12 protein-coding genes are annotated in these 17355 nt (G+C 74.7%); 6 read left to right on the top strand and 6 right to left on the bottom strand.

All coding sequences use genetic code 11. The features are described 5' to 3' along the window. Positions 1–43 precede the first annotated feature (43 nt). On the top strand, positions 44–1588 hold the full coding sequence (locus QRT03_RS17075) for a PucR family transcriptional regulator (protein WP_286054130.1): 1545 nt from the start codon (positions 44–46) through the stop codon (positions 1586–1588). Positions 1589–1597: 9 nt separating this feature from the next. Here QRT03_RS17075 and uraD read toward each other — a convergent pair whose 3' ends face one another. After that, positions 1598–3505 carry a 2-oxo-4-hydroxy-4-carboxy-5-ureidoimidazoline decarboxylase gene (uraD, locus tag QRT03_RS17080; RefSeq protein WP_286054131.1) on the bottom strand — a complete coding sequence of 636 codons (1908 nt, stop codon included), beginning with the start codon at positions 3503–3505 and terminating at the stop codon, positions 1598–1600. 226 nt (positions 3506–3731) lie between these two features. On the opposite strand from uraD, the gene QRT03_RS17085 reads away from it, so the two are divergent. Then, the gene (locus QRT03_RS17085; protein ID WP_286054132.1) at positions 3732–4517 is read left to right on the top strand and encodes a DUF3159 domain-containing protein; all 786 of its coding nucleotides are present in this window, start codon (positions 3732–3734) and stop codon (positions 4515–4517) included. A 148-nt stretch (positions 4518–4665) separates the two neighbouring features. Here the strand turns inward: QRT03_RS17085 and QRT03_RS17090 are convergent, their stop codons facing one another. From QRT03_RS17090 to QRT03_RS17110, 5 genes are all read right to left on the bottom strand, one after another. Then, positions 4666–7296 carry a helix-turn-helix transcriptional regulator gene (locus QRT03_RS17090; RefSeq protein ID WP_286054133.1) on the bottom strand — a complete coding sequence of 877 codons (2631 nt, stop codon included), beginning with the start codon at positions 7294–7296 and terminating at the stop codon, positions 4666–4668. 62 nt (positions 7297–7358) lie between these two features. Beyond that, on the bottom strand, positions 7359–7667 hold the full coding sequence (locus QRT03_RS17095) for a hypothetical protein (protein ID WP_286054134.1): 309 nt from the start codon (positions 7665–7667) through the stop codon (positions 7359–7361). 148 nt (positions 7668–7815) lie between these two features. Continuing rightward, positions 7816–8598, bottom strand: a complete 783-nt coding sequence (locus QRT03_RS17100; protein WP_286054135.1) for a FadR/GntR family transcriptional regulator — start codon at positions 8596–8598, stop codon at positions 7816–7818. A gap of 32 nt (positions 8599–8630) precedes the next feature. Then, positions 8631–9419 (bottom strand): SDR family NAD(P)-dependent oxidoreductase, encoded by a 789-nt coding sequence (locus QRT03_RS17105; RefSeq protein ID WP_286054136.1) that lies wholly within the window; start codon positions 9417–9419, stop codon positions 8631–8633. 15 nt (positions 9420–9434) lie between these two features. Further along, a complete protein-coding gene (locus QRT03_RS17110; RefSeq protein WP_286054393.1) occupies positions 9435–10874 on the bottom strand; it encodes an aldehyde dehydrogenase family protein in 1440 nt (479 codons plus the stop codon). Positions 10875–11137: 263 nt separating this feature from the next. On the opposite strand from QRT03_RS17110, the gene QRT03_RS17115 reads away from it, so the two are divergent. The 4 genes from QRT03_RS17115 to QRT03_RS17130 are packed head-to-tail and all read left to right on the top strand — an operon-like array spanning position 11138 to position 17285. Beyond that, entirely contained in the window at positions 11138–11863 is a 726-nt protein-coding gene (locus QRT03_RS17115; protein ID WP_286054137.1) for a GntR family transcriptional regulator, read from the top strand. Further along, a complete protein-coding gene (locus QRT03_RS17120) occupies positions 11806–13920 on the top strand; it encodes a hydantoinase/oxoprolinase family protein (protein WP_286054138.1) in 2115 nt (704 codons plus the stop codon). The genes QRT03_RS17115 and QRT03_RS17120 overlap by 58 nt, the downstream gene beginning before the upstream one ends. A 16-nt stretch (positions 13921–13936) precedes the next feature. Next, a complete protein-coding gene (locus tag QRT03_RS17125) occupies positions 13937–16138 on the top strand; it encodes a hydantoinase B/oxoprolinase family protein (protein ID WP_286054139.1) in 2202 nt (733 codons plus the stop codon). Positions 16139–16160: 22 nt separating this feature from the next. Further along, positions 16161–17285, top strand: a complete 1125-nt coding sequence (locus QRT03_RS17130; protein ID WP_286054140.1) for a 3-isopropylmalate dehydrogenase — start codon at positions 16161–16163, stop codon at positions 17283–17285. The last annotated feature ends 70 nt before the right edge of the window (positions 17286–17355 follow it).

Below are 17355 nucleotides of genomic sequence, written 5' to 3' on the forward strand. Positions count from 1 at the left end.
AATCGCGACCCCGACGCCGCCGTCGCGCTTGTACGTTCCTCCAATGCTGCTGGCCGAGCTCGTCGCGCACCCCCGCCTGGGGCTCGCGGTGCTGCACGGCGACGACGCGGCGTTGGAGCGGTCGGTCCGCTGGGTCTACACGACCGACCTGATCGACCCGTCGCGCTACCTCTCCGGCGGCGAGCTGGTGATCAGCGGCCTGGTGTGGCGACGGTCCCCGGAGGACAGCGAGCGTTTCGTGGCCGCCGTCGCGGGCGCGGGCGCGGCGGCCCTGGCGGCCGGCGCGGCGGTGTTCGGCGAGGTGCCCGACGACGTCGTCGAGGCGTGCCGCCGTCACGACCTGCCGTTGCTCTCGGTCCCGGTGCCGACGTCGTTCTCGGACGTCACCGAGCTCGTCGTGGGCGCGCTCGCCGCGGCGCGGGGAGACCGGCTGGCCCTGTCGCTGAGCCGGCAGCGCGAGCTGCTCACCGCCGTGGCGGGCGGGCTCGGGCTGGACGAGGTGACCGCCCGGATCGCGACCTCGACCGGCCGCGCGTGCCACGTCGTCACCGCGACCGGGCGGGTGGTGGCGGGGCCGCCGCTGCCGGAGCCGGTGCTCGACGCGGTCGTGGCCACGTTCCTCACGGCTCCCCGGCTGCCGGCCGTGGGCCGCCGTCCGGTCCCGTACTCCGTCCTGCCCGTCGGTCCCGCCTCCGAGGCGCGGATGACGTCGTGGTTCGTGGCCGTGGAAGGCGCGCACCCGGAGTGGGACACCGAGACCGCCGACGGGGTCGGCGGCCTGGTCGCGATCGCGGCGCTCGACCGGGCCCGCCGCGGTGAGGGCCTGCGGGTGGCGCGGGAGATCGCGGACGAGGCCATCGGCCTGATCGCCGACGGCGCGGCGGACCGCCCGGAGACGGCGGTCCGGCTGCGCCAGGCCGGGCTCGACCCCGACGGGACGCTCGTCGTCGCGGTCGCCGGGTTCGTCGAGGGTGACCGGGACCGGACCGACCTGCTCGAGGCGGCGCGGGCCGTGCTGGTGGACGCGGCCTCGCACGTGACGGCGGACGACGACCCACCCGTCGTCGGGGTCCGGGAGGGGGTGGCGGTGGCGGTCCTGCCCGGGGAGGCGGGCACGGTCGTCCCGGCGCTGCGCCGGCTGGCGCCGGCGTTGGGGGCGCTGCGGCTGACGGTCGGGACGAGCGTGCCCTACGGGTCCGCCGCCCTGTCCGGCGCGATGCAGGAGGCCCGGCACGCGCGCGACCTGGCCCGCACCCGGGAGGGACCGCTGCCCGTCGTCACCGGGGCGGAGCTGACCTCGCACGTCGCGCTGCTCGCCGCCGTCCCGGACGACATGCGCCGGGCGTTCGCCGCCCGCACGCTCGCGCCGGTGCTCGAGCACGACGAGCGGACCGGCGCGAGCCTGCTGGACACGCTGGAGGCGTTCCTGGAGTGCTCCGGCTCGTGGAGCCGGGTCGCCGCCCGGCTGCACCTGCACGTCAACACGGTGCGGTACCGGATCGGCCGGGTCGAGGAGCTGACCGGCCGTGACCTGAGCCGGTTCGTCGACCGCGTCGACGTCTTCCTCGCGCTGCGGTCGCTGGGCTGAGCGGCCCCGTCAGTCGAGCGAGCGCGTGCGCGCGGCGTGGATCGGGTTCGCCTCCGCGACGAGGTGTCCGAAGCGGTGGTTCGCGATCTTCGCGATCTCGATCAGGGCCGCCGCGTGCTCCTGGGTGGCGGAGTTCCCCAGCCGCTGCCGGCCGTCGCGCAGCACGCCCTCCCGGCCGGCCGCGTCCCGCACGCAGACGATGAGCGGGATGCCGAACCGGTCGCGGTAGGCGGTCACCAGCGCCTCGAGCTCGACCCGGTCGGCCTCGTCGAGCCGGGTCAGCCCGGCGGCCGCCTGGTCCTCGGCGGACTCGCCGCCGGCGTCGCCGTCGGCGACCTCCGGACCGCCGAGATCGGGGTAGGCGGCCATCACCGCGCGCTGCTCCTCGGCCGGCGCCGCGAACAACGCCTCCTGGAACGCGGCCCGCAGGTTCGCGGTGTCCGCGAAGGGCCGCCGGTCGTGGGCCCGCCCGACGACCGCGTCCGCGCCCTGGAAGAGCTTCCCGAAGGTGGCCACGAACTCCGCCCGGTCCATCGCGTTGACCTGCTCGAGCCGGACGGTCCCGGCGCCGGGCGCGCCCGCGACGGCGGGTCCGCGGTGCCGCCCGAGGTGGTGGAACACGAGATTCAGCACGATCGCGGTCAGGCTGCCGATCGTGATGCCGGACCCGAGGACGATCTGCGCCCACTGCGGCACGGCCTGCGCGACGTCGGGTTCGACGGTGACGAAGACGGCGAGACCCAGGCTGGAGGCGACGATCACGACGTTGCGGTGGTCGTGGAAGTCGACGCGGGAGAGCGTCTGGATGCCGACCACCGCGACCGTCGCGAACATGGCCAGGGCGGCACCGCCGAGGACGGGGTGCGGGATGCCCGCGACGATCGCGCCGGCCTTCGGCAGCAGCCCGATGACGATCATGATCAGCCCGGCGGTCGCGACGACGTAGCGGCTCTTCACCCGGGTCAGCCGCACGAGCCCGACGTTCTCCGCGAAGCAGGTGTAGGGGAACGAGTTCAGGACGCCGCCGATCGTCGTCGCGAGCCCGTCGGCGCGCAGGGCGCGGGTGACGTCCTCGCCGCCCACCCGCTTGTCGACGATCTCGCCGGTGGCGACCACGTCACCGGTCGTCTCCACCGCGGTGATCAGCATGACGACGACCATGGACAGGATCGCGGCGACGCTGAACTGCGGCCAGCCGAACCAGAACGGCGTCGTCACGCCGAACCACGCGGAGTCCCCGACCGCGGAGAACGTCGCGTCGCCGAGGAACCAGGCCACGAGCGTGCCGAGCACCAGCCCGACGAGCACGGCCACCGTCGCGAGGAAGCCGCGGAAGAGCCGCTGCATCACCACGATGACGGCGAGCGTGCCCAGCGCGTAGGCGAGGTTGCGCGGGTCGCCCGGCTGCGGGTTGTCCGCGCCCCCGACCGCGTCCGCCGCGGCCACCGGCAGCAGGGCGATCCCGATGATCGTGATGACCGACCCGGTGACGACCGGTGGGAAGAAGCGCAGCAGCCGCCCGAAGAACGGGGCGATGAAGAACGTGGCGAGCCCCGCGACGATCACCGCCCCGTAGATCACGAGCAGGCCCTGCGTGCCGCCGCCCGCCGCGAGCCCGATGGCGATCATCGGCGAGACCGCCGTGAAGGTGACGCCCTGGAGCAGCGGGAGCCGGACCCCGATCTTCCAGAACCCCACCGACTGGATGATCGACGCGATGCCGCACGTGAACAGGTCGGCGTTGATGAGGTGGATGAGGTCCCGCTCGGACAGGCCGATCGCCCCCGCGAGCAGGATCGGCACGATCACCGCGCCGGCGTAGAACGCGAGCACGTGCTGGAACCCGTACACGGCGAGCTTCCCCGCGGGGAGCACCTCGTCGACGGGGTGGGGACGTCGCTTGACAGGACCGGGCACCGGGTCACCTCTTCGTGGCGCAGCTGTGAACCAGGCCACGATCGCCCGGCCCCGGCCCGACCGGCCAGGCGCGGGACCGACGAAGCCGGGCGCTGTTCCGGTGGTCGACTTGGAGGATCCGACAGCGCCGCCGCTCCGTGACCCCGGTCACGTCGGCGTTGCGTGTGCCGCAGCGGCACACCGTTCCGTGGAGTCCGTCAACGCACCGAATCCGGGAGAGACGGACATGATCGCCGAGCAGACGCGCCCCGCGTCCGAGGAGCCCGACCCCGTCACCGCTCCGACCCCGATCGTCGGCCCGGAGGCACCGACCGCCCGTCTCCCCCTGGTGCGGCTCACCCCGCAGCAGCCCGCGGAGCCGTCCGAGCCGTCCGAGCCGTCCGAGCCCTCGCCGGGCCGGGTGCTGCTCGACCAGATGGGCGGGGTCGGCGGGATCGTCTACACCAACGTGCCCGCGATCGTGTTCTCGATCGCGAACTCGTTCCTCCCGCTGCTCACGACGACCCTCGTCGCCCTCGGGTCCGCGGTCGTGCTCGCGGTGTTCCGGATGGTCGTGCGGAAGGAGAAGGTCGTCGCGGCGTCCGGCGGCATCATCGGCGTCGCGTTCGCCGGAGCGATCACCCTGTGGACGGGGTCGCCGCGCGACTTCTTCCTCATCGGGATCTGGATGGGCTTCGCCATGGCGGTCGGCCTGACCGTCTCCCTGATCGCCCGCCGACCCGTGACCGGCCTGATGTGGAGCTGGTTCCACGGCAAGCGCCACGACTGGCGAGCCGACCGCCGGGTCCTGCGCACCCACGACGTCGCGACCCTGTTCGCCGCCGTCGTCGCCACCGCCCGGTTCGCGGTCAACCAGATCGCCTACCAGGCCGGCGACACCGGGATCCTCGCGATCGCCAAGGTCGCGACCGGCATGCCGCTGACCGCGCTGGTCGTGCTCGTCGCGGTCTGGGCCTTCCGCCGCTCCACGAAGCTGCTGATCAAGGACCCCCGCGCCTCGGCAGCCGCGTGACGATGGCCCGTCACCGGCACTGGACGCGTGCAGGGGGCCATTCACCCGCCGCCGCGACGATCAGCAGGTACCGAGTGCTGTCCGAGGGGCCCGCCGACAGCTCCCGGTGCCCGCTCGGCCCGGTCGGAGCCGAGCCGGATCGACGACGTCATCGTCCCGTCGTCGGCTCCCCGCGCAGGAGCGCGGTGAGCTCGGTCCGCCCCCGGACCCCCAACTTCGCGTAGACCGCCCCGAGCACGTTGTCGACGGTGCGCGTGGAGAGGACGAGCGTGGCCGCGATCTGCCGGCTGGACAGTCCGGTCGAGGCCAGCTCGGCGATCTCCCGCTCGCGCGCGGTGAGGTCGTCCTCCTGCCGCGACGCGGTGAGGATCGGGGTCGCCGGGCTCTCGCAGTCCTCGGCCCAGGTGCGCGAGCGGGCCGCGGACGCCGCGGCCGGCCCGGGGCGGCCGGCGGCGCGGTGGGCACCGGCGGCCTCGAGCGCGGCCTCGGCGGCCAGGAGCATCGTCCCGAACCGCGCGTACCCCGCGGCCGCCTCGTCGAGCTCCTCCCCGGAGACGGCCGCGGCGTAGCGGGCGTGCCAGGCCGCGAGGGGGCTGTCGGTCCGGGTGGCGACGGCGGCGAGCCGGTCGGCCACCCGGGCGCGGGCGCCGAGACGGGCCGCGACGTGCAGGGCGTCCACCTCGTAGCAGTGCTGCCCGAGCCCGGCGGCCTCGTCCGCCACCGCGACCGCACGCTCCGCGGCGGCCCCCGGCCGGCCCGCGGCCGCCTCGGCCCAGGCGCGGCCGAGCGCGACCCAGGGCCGGAAGTGCACGACGTCGACGACGCGGCCGGCGTCGAGGTGGTCGAGCCAGACCCGGATCTCGTCGACGCGGCCGCTCTGGGCGAGCACCGCCAGCATCTCGCCGCAGAGCTGAGGAGCGCAGGGGACGCGCTCGATCTCGTCCTGCGAGGCACAGTCCCGGAGCCACCGGACCGCGGTGTCGAGCCGGCCCCGGCGGGCCGCGTCGACGCCGATCATCAGCGCGTACACCGCCCGCAACGGCCCGGCGACCCCGAGCCCGGCGGCACGCGCCTCGGCGTACCAGTCGCGGGCCAGCGCGGCCGCCTCGTCGAACTCCCCGGCCCACACCCGCGACATCCACAGCCCACCGCTGCGCGCGAGGAGCCGGTGGGAGATCAGATCCGGCCCTCCGTCGCCCTCCATGAGCGCGAGCGCGCGGCGGGCGGCGTCGGCCCCCGCCTCCAGCCGCCCGGCCAGGGGACGCGCGACGGCCGCGGTGACGAAGGCGGGCACGGACCCGGGTTCGTCCGGATCGAGGAGCGGGGTGAGGACGGCGTCGGCGTCGGCGTACCGGCCCTCCTCGAGCAGCGCGACCGCGTCGAGCACCGCGACCCCGGTCGGGTGCGGACGACCGTCGAGCCGGGCCAGCAGCTCGGTGTGGATCCGCCGGGGCGCCGCGCCGTCCGCGACCGCCCACGCTTGCACCGTCGCCCACCGGACGGCGAGCTCGGCCCGGGCCTCGTCGTCGGCGGGCCCCTCGAAGGCGGCCCGGTAGCGCTCGCCGGCCTCGTCGTAGCGTCCCTGGGCGACGAGGATCCCGGCCAGCCGCTGCGCGGCCTCGAACCCCGCGCCCTGCTCGAGAGCCCGCACGAGCAGCGGCTCGGCCCACGACGGCGGCGCGGTCACGGCGGCGGCGACCAGCTCGTCGGTGTCGACGGCGACCCCGCCCTCGAGCCGCCAGGTCAGCAGCCGGGCCGTGTCCTCGGTGCGGCGGCGGCCGGCGGCGTCCAGGGCGGCCTCGAGCGCCGCTGCCAGCTCCCGGAAGCCACGCCTCCGTACCAGCGGTGACTGCTCGGCCCGCAGCGACGGCCCGTCCACCCGGTGCGCCAGGTCGACGACGAGGCGGCGGCCCTCCTCCCGCGAGGAGACCAGGCCGGCCCGGTCCAGCTCGCCGACCTCGGCGCCGCCCGGCAGCCGCTCGACCACCTCCAGCCCGACCGCGCCCGCGAGCGCCAGCCGGTCGAGCAGCTCGCGCTGCCCGACCGGCAGGCCACGGAACCGGGCCAGCACGACCGCCCGGAGCCCGGGGGTCGGGCGTACGTCGTCGTGCCAGCGCCACACCTCCCCGGTCCGCCGCAGGGCGCCCGAGGAGCACCCGTCGGTGACGAGCGCCCGCAGGAGGCGGGGCGCGCCCCCGCTGAGCTCGGCGAGCTCGAAGGCCGTCGCCCCCTCGACCGCCGCACCGAGCACGGCCTCGAGCAGGTGGTGGACCTCGTCGTGGGTCAGCGGGGCGAGCTCGACCCGCACCACGTGTCCCGCACCGCGCAGGACGGCGAAGGCCTCCGGGAGGTCGGCCCCGGTCGGCGCGGTCAGCAGCAGGCGGACCTCGCCCGCCCCGACGAGCCGGTGGAGCACCTGGGCGGTCAGCGCGTCGACCAGGTGGGCGTCGTCGACGACGACCGTGACGGGCCCGGACCCGACGTCCAGCGCGGCGCGCGTGCGCTGGACGCCCCGGGCGACGTCCGGCGGCGCGTCGGCGAGCCCGGGATGGCGCACCGCGAGCGCACCGAGCGGCACGTCCGCTCCCCACGTCGTGCCCGTGAGGAGTTCGACCCGCCGCCCGCGCCCGGATTCCCCGCGACCGATCGCGTGCGCGAGACGGGTACGGCCCGACCCCGGAGCCCCGACGAGCTCGGCGCCACCGGTGCGCTCCAGCGCCGTCCGCGCCGCGTCGAGCTCCGTCTCGCGGCCCGTCAACGGCCAGGCGGCACCCTGCACCGGGACGTCCTACCTCATGACCCCGCCGTCCGGCGAGGACCGGGACGTCCCGGATGTCCGCCTCAGCGCGGCGTGATCGTCACCGAGGGGACGGCCGGCGACGGCGTCCCGCCGAGGATCGCGTCGAAGTCCGGCATCATGAACAGCACCGCGGCGATGATGACCAGCGGCACCACGCAGGTCGCGAAGACGATCGCGCCGATCATCACCCGGGAGCTCCCCCGGCTCAGCGGCTGGGGCACACCGTTGACCATCAGGACGCCCCCGCCCTCCGGGGCGATCGGGTAGGCCATCGGGATCCCCATCACGGGGGCGGCCGGGGGCACGTCGGTGGGACGGTCGGTCGGGCGGCCGTAGCGGTCCTGGTTCACGGGGTCCTCCTCGCTCGGTGCGGCGCTCCGGTCGGGGCGTCCGCGGTGATCCGAGCCTGGCGGGAGGAGCCGGGCCCGCGGAAGGTGCGCGGGACCCGTCGAGTAGTGCCCGGGACGGGACGAGTAACCGCGGCCGGCCGACCGGGTATCACCCGTCGACGCGCCCCCCGCACTCCCGCACCAGCTCCGCCATGATCTCCCGGTCCTCGGGGTCCACGTGGTCGGCGTAGTACTGGTACAGGCTCTCGCGGGCCAGGCGCGACGCCGCCGGCCCGTCGCCGTCGCTGATCGCGTCGAACACCGCGCTGTGGTGGCGGATCGAGCGCAGCTTGTGCGCCTCCTGGTCGTCGGCGTCCAGGATCGTCCGCTGGATCAGGTCGAGGACGGCCTCGCGGACCGCCTCGCCGTACAGGCGCACCAGCTCGTGTCCCGCGGCGTCGGCGATGATCTCGTGGAACTCCAGGTCCGCCAGGCTGAACTCGGCGTACGAACGGTGCAGCAGGCCCCGCATGCGGGCCATGTTGCGCTCGAGCGCGACGAGGTGGGCCGGGGTACGACGACGGGCCGCGATGAGGTTGGTCGAGGCGTCGATGACCATGCGCAGCTGCACCAGCTCGGGCAGCACGATCGTGCGGCTCGCGGTCAGCAGACCCAAGGAGCGCCGGATCGGCGCGGAGGTGATCGGCAGGACCAGCGGTCCGCGCGGGTCCCGCGGGGCCGACCGCACCAATTCCAGGCTCTCCAGGACCCGGAGGGCCTCGCGCACCGACGAGCGGGCGATGCCGTAGTGCTCGACGAGCTCCCGCTCGCTGGGCAGCCGGTCACCGGGCCGGAGGTCGCCGGCGGCGATCCGGCTCTCGATGTCGTCGACCATCCGCCGGTAGGCGCGGTCGGACGCCGCGGCGGCCGACCGGCCGGCGGTGTCGGTCATCGCCGTTCCCCCACGACCGTCGACGGTAGTCGTCAGGTCGGCGGCACGAACCGCCCGTCGACGGCGGTCCACCCGCCGTCCACGCTCAGGGTGGAGCCGGTGACGAAGGTCGAGGCGTCGGACGCGAGGTAGACGACGGCTCCGGCCAGCTCCGACGGGGTCGACCACCGCCCGAGCGCCCCCTTGGTGGCGTAGGCCCGGTACCACTCCGGGTCCGCCCGGATCTGCGCGGTCAGTGGCGTCTCGACGACCCCCGGCGCGATCGCGTTGACGCGCACACCCGCCTCGCCGAACTCCACCGCCGCCGTGCGGACCAGGGCCTCCAGACCGGCCTTCGTCGCCGCATAAACTCCCTGCCCCGCCTCGACGGTCCGCGCGCGGATCGACGAGAACGCGATGATGCTGCCGGAGCCGCGGGCCACCATGCGGGCGCCGACCGCGCGCAGGACGGTGAAGCTGCCGCGCAGGTTCAGCCCGACGACCCGGTCGAACTCCTCGACGGAGTAGTCGAGCAGGCGCTTGCGGACGTTGATCGCGGCCGTGAGCACGACGACGTCGACGTCACCGATCTCGTCGAGCCGGCGGTCCAGGTCGGCGGGGTCGGTGACGTCGAGCTCCACCGCGGTGGCCCGACCGCCCGCACCGGTCACGCCCTCGGCCGTGGTCGCGGCGGTGTCGGCGTCGCGGTCGCCGCAGATCACCTCCGCGCCCTGGGCGGCGAGCGCCAGCCCGGCCTCGCGCCCGATCCCCCCGGCGCCGAGCAGCAGGACCCGGCGGTCGTGGAGGTCGAACAGCCGCCGGTAGTCGGTCGTGTCGGTCACGGTCGGTCCTCCTGGTCAGGCGGGGCGGATGACGGCCATGCGCGTCACGGTCAGTTCCTCGATGGCGAACCGCGGGCCCTCCCGGCCGATGCCGGAGTCCTTGACCCCGCCGTACGGCATGACGTCCGACCGGAAGCCGGGCACCTCGTTGACGATCACGCCGCCGACCTCCAGCTCGTCGATGGCGCGGAAGGCCGTCGCGAGCGAGCGCGTGAAGACGCTGGCCTGCAGCCCGTAGCGGGACCGGTTGGCGGTCTCGAGGGCCGTCGCGAGGTCGGGCACCGAGTTCACGGCCACGACCGGCGCGAAGATCTCCTCGCACCAGGCCTGCTGGTCCTCCGGGACGTCGAGCAGGACCGTGGGCTCGACCGAGCGGCCGGCGACGCGCCCGCCGTGGACGACCTTCGCCCCGGCCCGCTCGGCCGCCTCGATCCACTCCAGGACGCGACGGGTGGAGGCCTCGTCGATGAGCGGGGCGACCCGGGTGCCGTCGTCCCGGGGATCGCCGGTCGTCAGTTCCCCGATCCGTGCCGAGAGCCCGCCCAGGAACTCGTCGCGCACCGGCTCGCACACAATGACGCGCTGCACCGCGATGCACGCCTGTCCGTTGAAGTAGAAGCCGCCGCGCAGGACCGCGTCGACGGCGCGGTCGAGGTCTGCGTCGGTGTCCACGATCAGCGCGGCGTTGCTCCCCAACTCGAGCAGAGTCTTCCGCGGTGCCGCGTCCCGGGCGATCCGGTGCCCGACCGCGGCCGAACCGGTGAAGGACACCGCCGCCACTTCGGGGGCGGTCACCAGCACCTTCCCGACCTCGGCGTCCCCGGTCACCACCTGGACGATCGCGGGCGGGGCGCCGTGCGCCTCCGCGGCCCGTCGCACGACGTCGGCCAGCCGGAGCGTGGCGAGCGGCGTGGTCGGCGCGGGCTTGCAGATCACCGGGCAGCCGGCGGCGATCGACGGGGCGATCTTGTGCGAGGCGAGCAGGACCGGCGCGTTGAACCCCGCGATCCCGACGACGAGGCCGATCGGCCGCCGCGTCCAGTAGCCGACCATGCCCTCGCCGGAAGCCTGCAGGTCCAGCGGGACGGTCTCCCCGTGGAGGTGGGCGACCTCCTCCGCGGTCGCGGTCCAGGTGAACAGGGTGCGGGAGAACTCGACCCGGCAGTCCGCGCGGGTCTTGCCCGTCTCGGCGATCAGCAGCTCGACGAACTCGTCGGTGCGCGCGGCGAGCTCGCGCTCCACGTCGAGCAGGATTGCGCGTCGGGCGGCCGAGGTCAGGGTCGCGGCCGCGCGGCGCACCGCCGCGCCGGCGGCGAGGGCCTCGCGGGCGAGCTCGACGGTGCCCACGGGCGCCTCCGCGACGGTGGACCCGTCGAACGGGAAGACCACGGGCGCCCGGGCCACGTCGGTGCGCCAGCCGGAGCCGACCGGGAGACCCTCGGGAACGGGTGGCACGTCGGGTCGCGGATCCACGAACCCCTCCTGACGACGACGTCGGGTGCTGGTCTGACCAGCGAGCGGCTCCCGGAGCATGCAGCCCGCTCTCGCCGTCGTCAAGACGCGCGATGCCGGGCGGTTCACGCGGTCCGCGACGGCGAGGTAGGGGCCCTGAGCAGGACGGACCCGACCCGCGCTTGACTATCGTCAGCGTCACAGTCCACTCTCCGATCGCTGTATCCAGCTGTATCCAGTCCGCGCCGACGACGGCAGGAGGCCCCGTGGAGCGATCGGCCCGCTCGGCCTCCGGGCTGGTCGACGAGCTCGCCGCCGTCCTCCGCGAACGCATCTACAGCGGGCGCTACGCGGCCGGCGCGCGGCTGCCGCAGGAGACGCTGGCCGCCGAGCTCGGGGTCAGCCGCACGCCGTTGCGCGAGGCCCTCCGGGCACTCGAGCAGGACGGGCTGGTCCGGGTCGACCCGGGCCAGGGCGCCCGCGTGGTGACCGGCGACGTCCCGACGCTGCTGGCCGCCTACGAACTGCGCGCGGTCCACGACGGGCTCGCCGCCCGACTCGCGGCCCGGGCGCGACCCGGCGCGGCCCGCTGCCGCGACCTGCGGCACGTCCTCACCACCCAGCGCGGCGCGCTCGACCCGTGGTCACCGCGCGCCTACACCGGCGCCAACGTCGACTTCCACGAGCAGATCCTCCACCTCGCGGGCAACGAGTTCCTGCTCGCCCAGGCGCCGCTGCTGCGCATGACCGCGCAGGTCTTCGCGCCGGTCGCCCTCGTCGAGCCCGCCCGCGCCCGCCGGGCGATCGGCGAGCACGAGGCCATCGCGGACGCGATCGCCGCCGCCGACGAGGCCGCCGCCGAGCGCCTGGCCCGCGCCCACATCCAGACCACGATCGACGAGCTCCGTCAGGTCCACGAAGGAGTGACCCAGCCATGCCCACCTACTACGTCGCCTCCGACATCGGCGGGACGTTCACCGACACCGTCGTGATCGACCAGGACGGCCACGTCGGGCGCTACAAGTCCTCCACCGTCCCGGACAACCCGGCCGAGGGCGTGCTGGACACCCTCGTGGACGCCGCCGCCGAGCGCGGCGTGGAGCTCGGCGAGCTCCTCGGTCAGGTCGAGGTGTTCGCGCACGGCACCACGATCGCCACGAACGCGATGCTCGAGGGCCGTGCCCGCCGCGTCGGTCTGCTCCAGACCCGCGGCTTCGGGGACACGCTGACGATCATGCGCGGGTTCAAGGGCATCGGGCTGGACGAGGAGGACATCAAGCGCTTCCGCACCCTGGTCAAGCAGCCCACCGCGGTCCCGCGGGCGATGACCGAGGAGATCACCGAGCGCGTCGACTACGCCGGCCGCGTGGTCTGCCCGCTGGACGAGGACGACGTCCGGCGGGCAGTGCGCGCCCTGCGCGACCGCGGCGCCGAGGTGATCGCGGTCGCCCTGCTGTGGTCGTTCGCGAACGACACCCACGAGCGCCGGGTCGCCGAGATCGTCGCCGAGGAGGCCCCCGGCCTCGGGGTGACGCTCTCCAGCGAGTTCCTGCCCCGCATCGGCGAGTACGAGCGCACGCTCACCACCGCGGTCAACGCGAGCCTGCGGCCGGTCCTGAAGACCTCCCTGGACAGTTTCGAGCACACCCTGACGAGGGCCGGCCTGCGCAGCGGCCCGCTGCTCATGCAGTCCAACGGCGGGCTCGCCACGTTCGACGAGGTCGAGAAGCGCGCGGCTGCCACGGTGATGTCCGGCCCGGTCGGCGGGGTCATCGCCTCGCAGTTCCTCGGCACCCGCTCCGGGCACCGCAACGTCGTCACCACGGACATGGGCGGCACCAGCTTCGACGTCGGGCTGGTCCTCGACGGGCTGCCGGTCATGTCGAACACGACGTTGATCGGCCGCGACCAGCTCGCCCTGCCCTCGGTCGCGGTCCGCGCGATCGGCGCCGGGGCGGGCTCGATCGCCTCGGTGCGCAACGGGGTGCTGCAGGTCGGGCCGGAGAGCGCCGGCGCCCGGCCGGGCCCGGCCTGCTACGGCCGCGGCGGCGAGCGCCCGACGGTGGCCGACGCCGACCTCGTCCTGGGCTACCTCAACCCGGACAACTTCCTCGGCGGGCGACTGACGCTCGACGTCGGGAAGGCGCGGACCGCCATCGAGACGCACGTGGCCGGCCCGGCCGGGCTGTCGGTCGAGCAGGCCGCGGAGGGCATCAAGACGATCGTCGACTCCCGCATGGCCGACCTCGTCCGCCAGGTCACCGTCGAGCAGGGCTACGACCCCACCGACTTCGCGGTGTTCGCCTACGGCGGCGCGGGCCCGCTGCACGCGTTCTCCTACGGTGCCGAGCTCGGCTGCCCGCAGATCATCGTGCCGATCACCGCCTCGGTGCACTCGGCGTTCGGCATCGGCTGCTCGGACCTGACGATGGTCGAGGAGATCTCCCAGCCCATGCAGACCCCGCCGGGCACCACCGACCACGCCGCCGCCCTCCCGCCGGAGACCCTCACCGCGACCTTCGACCAGCTCGCCGACCGGGCCGCGCGCGACCTCGTCGCGGCCGGCGCCGGGGCGGACACGATCTCCTACGTCCGCTCCGTCGAGATCCGCTTCCGCGCCCAGATCCACGTCCTGACCGTGACCTTCGAGGCGGGCTCCGGCGCGCTGTCCGCGGCGGACGTGAACGGCATGGTCGAGCGGTTCGTCGAGCAGTACGAGGGCCGCTTCGGCAAGGGGGCGGCCTTCCTCGAGGGCGGCGTCGAGATCACCACCTTCCGCGTCGTCGCGACCAGCCCGGTCCCCCGCGCCGAGTTCTCGACGGTGGCCGGCCCCGGTTCCGGGGCCGGCTCACCCGCGGGGACCCGCAGCGTGTTCAGCGGCGGCGCGTGGCGCGACGCCACGGTCTACCGCGGGGAGCAGCTCCACGACGGCATGACCATCGACGGCCTCGCGATCGTCGAGCTCGCCGACACCACGGTCGTCGTCGGCCCCGAGCAGGACGCCGTCGTCGACGGCACCGGCGACCTCGTCATCCAGAACCGCGCCTGAGCACCCGGAGGACACCGTGAGCAGCGCAGTGAGCACCGCAGCGACCACCACCGGCGGCGTCGACCCCGTCACCTACGAGGTCATCCGCCACAAGCTCTGGTCGATCAACTCGGAGGGCGCGACGACCGTCGAGCACGTCTCGGGCTCCCCCGTCGTGCACGCCACCGACTACAACTTCGGCATCTACACCGCCACGGGCGAGATGGCGATCATCGGCGTCTACCTGCTGACCCCGCTCTACACCGGGGCGATGGCCGTCCAGGAGTTCCTGGCCCGCTACTCCGACATCGAGCCGGGCGACGTCTTCATCATCAACGACCCCTACCTCGCGGCCATGCACCAGAACGACGTGCAGTTCTGCAGCCCGGTGTTCCGCGACGGCGAGATCGTGTCCTGGCTCGGCTGCATGGCCCACCAGGTCGACCTCGGCGGGATGGATCCGGGCAGCTGGTGCACGACCGCGACGGACGTCTTCCAGGAGGGCATCCGCATCCCGCCGGGCCGCATCGTCCGCAAGGGCGTGGTCAACCAGGAGCTCTGGGACACGATCGTCCTGAACTCCCGGATGCACGACACCGTCGCGAACGACTTCCGCGCCTTCCTCGCCGGGCTCCGGGTCGCCGAGCAGCGCTTCGGCGAACTCTGCGACCGCTACGGCACCGACGCCGTCCGCGCCACGATGGAGAGGACGCTCGACAACTCCGAGGCCGACCTGCGGGCGATGCTGCGCGAGCTGCCCGACGGCACCTACGAGCACACGTCCTACCTCGATCGGCCGGACGGCTCCGGGCGCCCGGGCGACGCCGGGGTGGAACTGCTCCGGGTCCCCTGCGTGATGACCAAGACCGACGACCGGCTCGTCTTCGACTTCTCCGGGGCGAGCCCGCAGAGCCCCGCGTACGGCATGACGACGCGCGGCGGTCTGCTCGGGGCGGTCGCGACGCTGATGCTGTGCACCTTCGGCGGCGAGATCCCGTGGAACCACGGCATCATGCGCCCGGTCGAGGTGGTCGCCCCGGACGGGCTGTGCGTCACGGCGGTGGAACCGATGCCGGTCTCCGGCGGCGCCGCCGGTGCGAACTGGACCGCCACCTGCTCCGCGGGCGGCGCGATCGCGAAGATGCTGAGCTTCTCCGAGCGCTACGAGGGCTTCGCCTTCGGCCCGAGCGACGGCTCCTGGCAGCTCTCCCAGTTCGGCGGGATCGACCAGCACGGCGAGCCCTTCGCCTCGATGTACATGGACTCCCTGCTCTGGGGCGGCCCGGCCTTCTCGTTCCGCGACGGGGTCGACTCGGGCGGGGCCATGGTCATCCTCGGCGGCGGGGCCACCGACGTCGAGCAGCAGGAGATGCGCCACCCGCTGCTGTACCTGTGGCGCCGGCAGGTCCCCGACTCCGGAGGGGCCGGGACCCACCGGGGCGGCAACGGCGTCCAGTTCGCGCTCACCCCGATCGACACCGAGGAGGTCACGGGAGTCCTGGGCACGCACGGCGTCGCCCTGCCCAACCGCACCGGGCTGTTCGGCGGCCTGCCCGGCTCCTGCGCCCGTTTCGAACGCGTCATCGGCAGCGGCGTCCTCGACCATCTCGCGAGCGGCCGCGGCGTCGACAACCTCCGCGAGCTCGACGGCGACCACGGGGTCCTGCCGGGCGTCGCGCCGGCGGCCCGGATCGCCCACGGCGACGTCTTCGAGTGCACCGTCCAGAACGGCGGGGGCTACGGCGACCCGCTGCTGCGCGACCCCGCCGCGGTCGCCGCCGACGTAGCCGCGGCCGCGGTCGGCGTCGAGGCGGCCCACCGGCTCTACGGCGTCGTCCTGACCGACGGCGGCCAGGTCGACCCGGCCGCGACCGAGGCCCGCCGGGACGCGGTCCGTGCCGGCCGCCGCGAGCGCATGACGGCGCCGGGTGGTGGCGCCGCGCCCGAGGTCGCCGGCGAGCCGGACGGCCGGTGGGGCACCTCCCTGCTGATCTGGACGACGGGCGGGCGCTCGGTCGCGGCCTGCGCGCACTGCCGCACCCCGCTCGGTGACCTCGCGGGCGGCTGGGAGTCCCTGGCCGGGCGCATCACCCTCGGGCCGGAGGATCTCGGCGGCCGGGTCGACGTCCACGACGCCCTCACGGCGGTCGCCCACGTCTGCCCGCACTGCCTGACGGCGCTGTGGGTGGACACCGAGCCGACGTCCGGCAAGGACTGGCGCGACTTCGCCCTGGCCTGACCCGCTCCCCGAGAGGACTCGCATGCCCACCCACGACCTCGCCGTCATCGGCGGCGACGGCATCGGGCCCGACGTCACCACCGAGGCGCTGCGCAGCATCCACGCGGCCGCGCGGCGCTTCGGCTTCGACGTCACCACGACGGAGTACGACCTGGGGGCCGAGCGCTACCTGCGCGACGGGACCGCGCTCGACGACGCGGACGTCGAGCGGCTCCGGCGGCACGACGCGATCCTGCTCGGCGCGGTCGGGGATCCCCGGGTACCGCCCGGGGTCCTGGAGCGCGGGCTCGTCGTCGGCCTGCGGGTCGCGCTGCGGCACGCGGTCAACGTCCGGCCGGTCCGGCTCTACCCCGGCGTCGAGAGCCCGGTCCGCGACCTGACCCCCGACCGGTGCGACCTGGTGATCATCCGGGAGAACACCGAGGGCCTCTACGCGGGCGGCGGCACGACCGTCCACCGCGGCACCGAGCACGCGACCGCGATCCAGAACTCGGTGACGACGACACCCGCGACCCGCGCGTGCGTCGAGTACGCGTACCGGCTCGCGCGGGCACGGCGCGGGCGGCTGACGCTGTGCCACAAGACGAACATCCTCGTCGAGGCCGGTCGGCTCTGGACCGACGTCGTCGAGCAGGTCGGCGCGGCGTACCCCGGGGTCGGGCGGGACTACGTGCACGCGGACGCGATGTGTCAGCACCTGCCCCTGACCCCGGAGCGCTTCGACGTCGTCGTCACCGACAACCTCTTCGGCGACATCATCAGCGACCTCGGCGCGACGATCCAGGGCGGGCTGGGGCTGGCGGCCAGCGGCAACATCAACCCGGCCGGGGACACGCCGGGCATGTTCGAGCCGGTCCACGGCTCGGCGCCGGACATCGCCGGCACAGGGCGCGCCAACCCCGCCGCGGCCGTGCTCTCCGCCGCGATGTGCCTCGCGAGCCTCGGCGAACCGGAGGCCGCCCTGGTGCTGGAGGCCGCCACGGCAGGTGTGCTCGCGGAGCTCCCGGCCACCACCGGGCCCGCGACGGGCGAGGGCACCTCCGGGATCGGCGCGCGCATCGCGGAACGGGTCGCCACCGTGGAGCCGGACGCCCTCGGCGACCCGGCCACGTCGCTGATGAGTGCCCTGGTGCGGGCGGCCGCCTGACCCCTGAACGAACGAGCGGCACTCCCGCTGCATCGATGCGCGCGAGAGTGCCGTTCGTTCCGGGGAGGGG

The sequence above is a fragment of the Actinomycetospora termitidis genome (assembly GCF_030286555.1).
In the GTDB taxonomy this organism is placed as follows: Bacteria; Actinomycetota; Actinomycetes; order Mycobacteriales; family Pseudonocardiaceae; genus Actinomycetospora; species Actinomycetospora termitidis.

Excerpts from the sequence above, each read along its gene's own strand:
- QRT03_RS17075 (WP_286054130.1), top strand. The coding sequence starts at position 44 with ATGCTGCTGGCCGAGCTCGTCGCGCACCCCCGCCTGGGGCTCGCGGTG.
- QRT03_RS17085 (WP_286054132.1), top strand. The coding sequence starts at position 3,732 with ATGATCGCCGAGCAGACGCGCCCCGCGTCCGAGGAGCCCGACCCCGTC.
- QRT03_RS17100 (WP_286054135.1), bottom strand. The coding sequence starts at position 8,598 with ATGACCGACACCGCCGGCCGGTCGGCCGCCGCGGCGTCCGACCGCGCC.
- QRT03_RS17120 (WP_286054138.1), top strand. The coding sequence starts at position 11,806 with ATGCCCACCTACTACGTCGCCTCCGACATCGGCGGGACGTTCACCGAC.
- QRT03_RS17130 (WP_286054140.1), top strand. The coding sequence starts at position 16,161 with ATGCCCACCCACGACCTCGCCGTCATCGGCGGCGACGGCATCGGGCCC.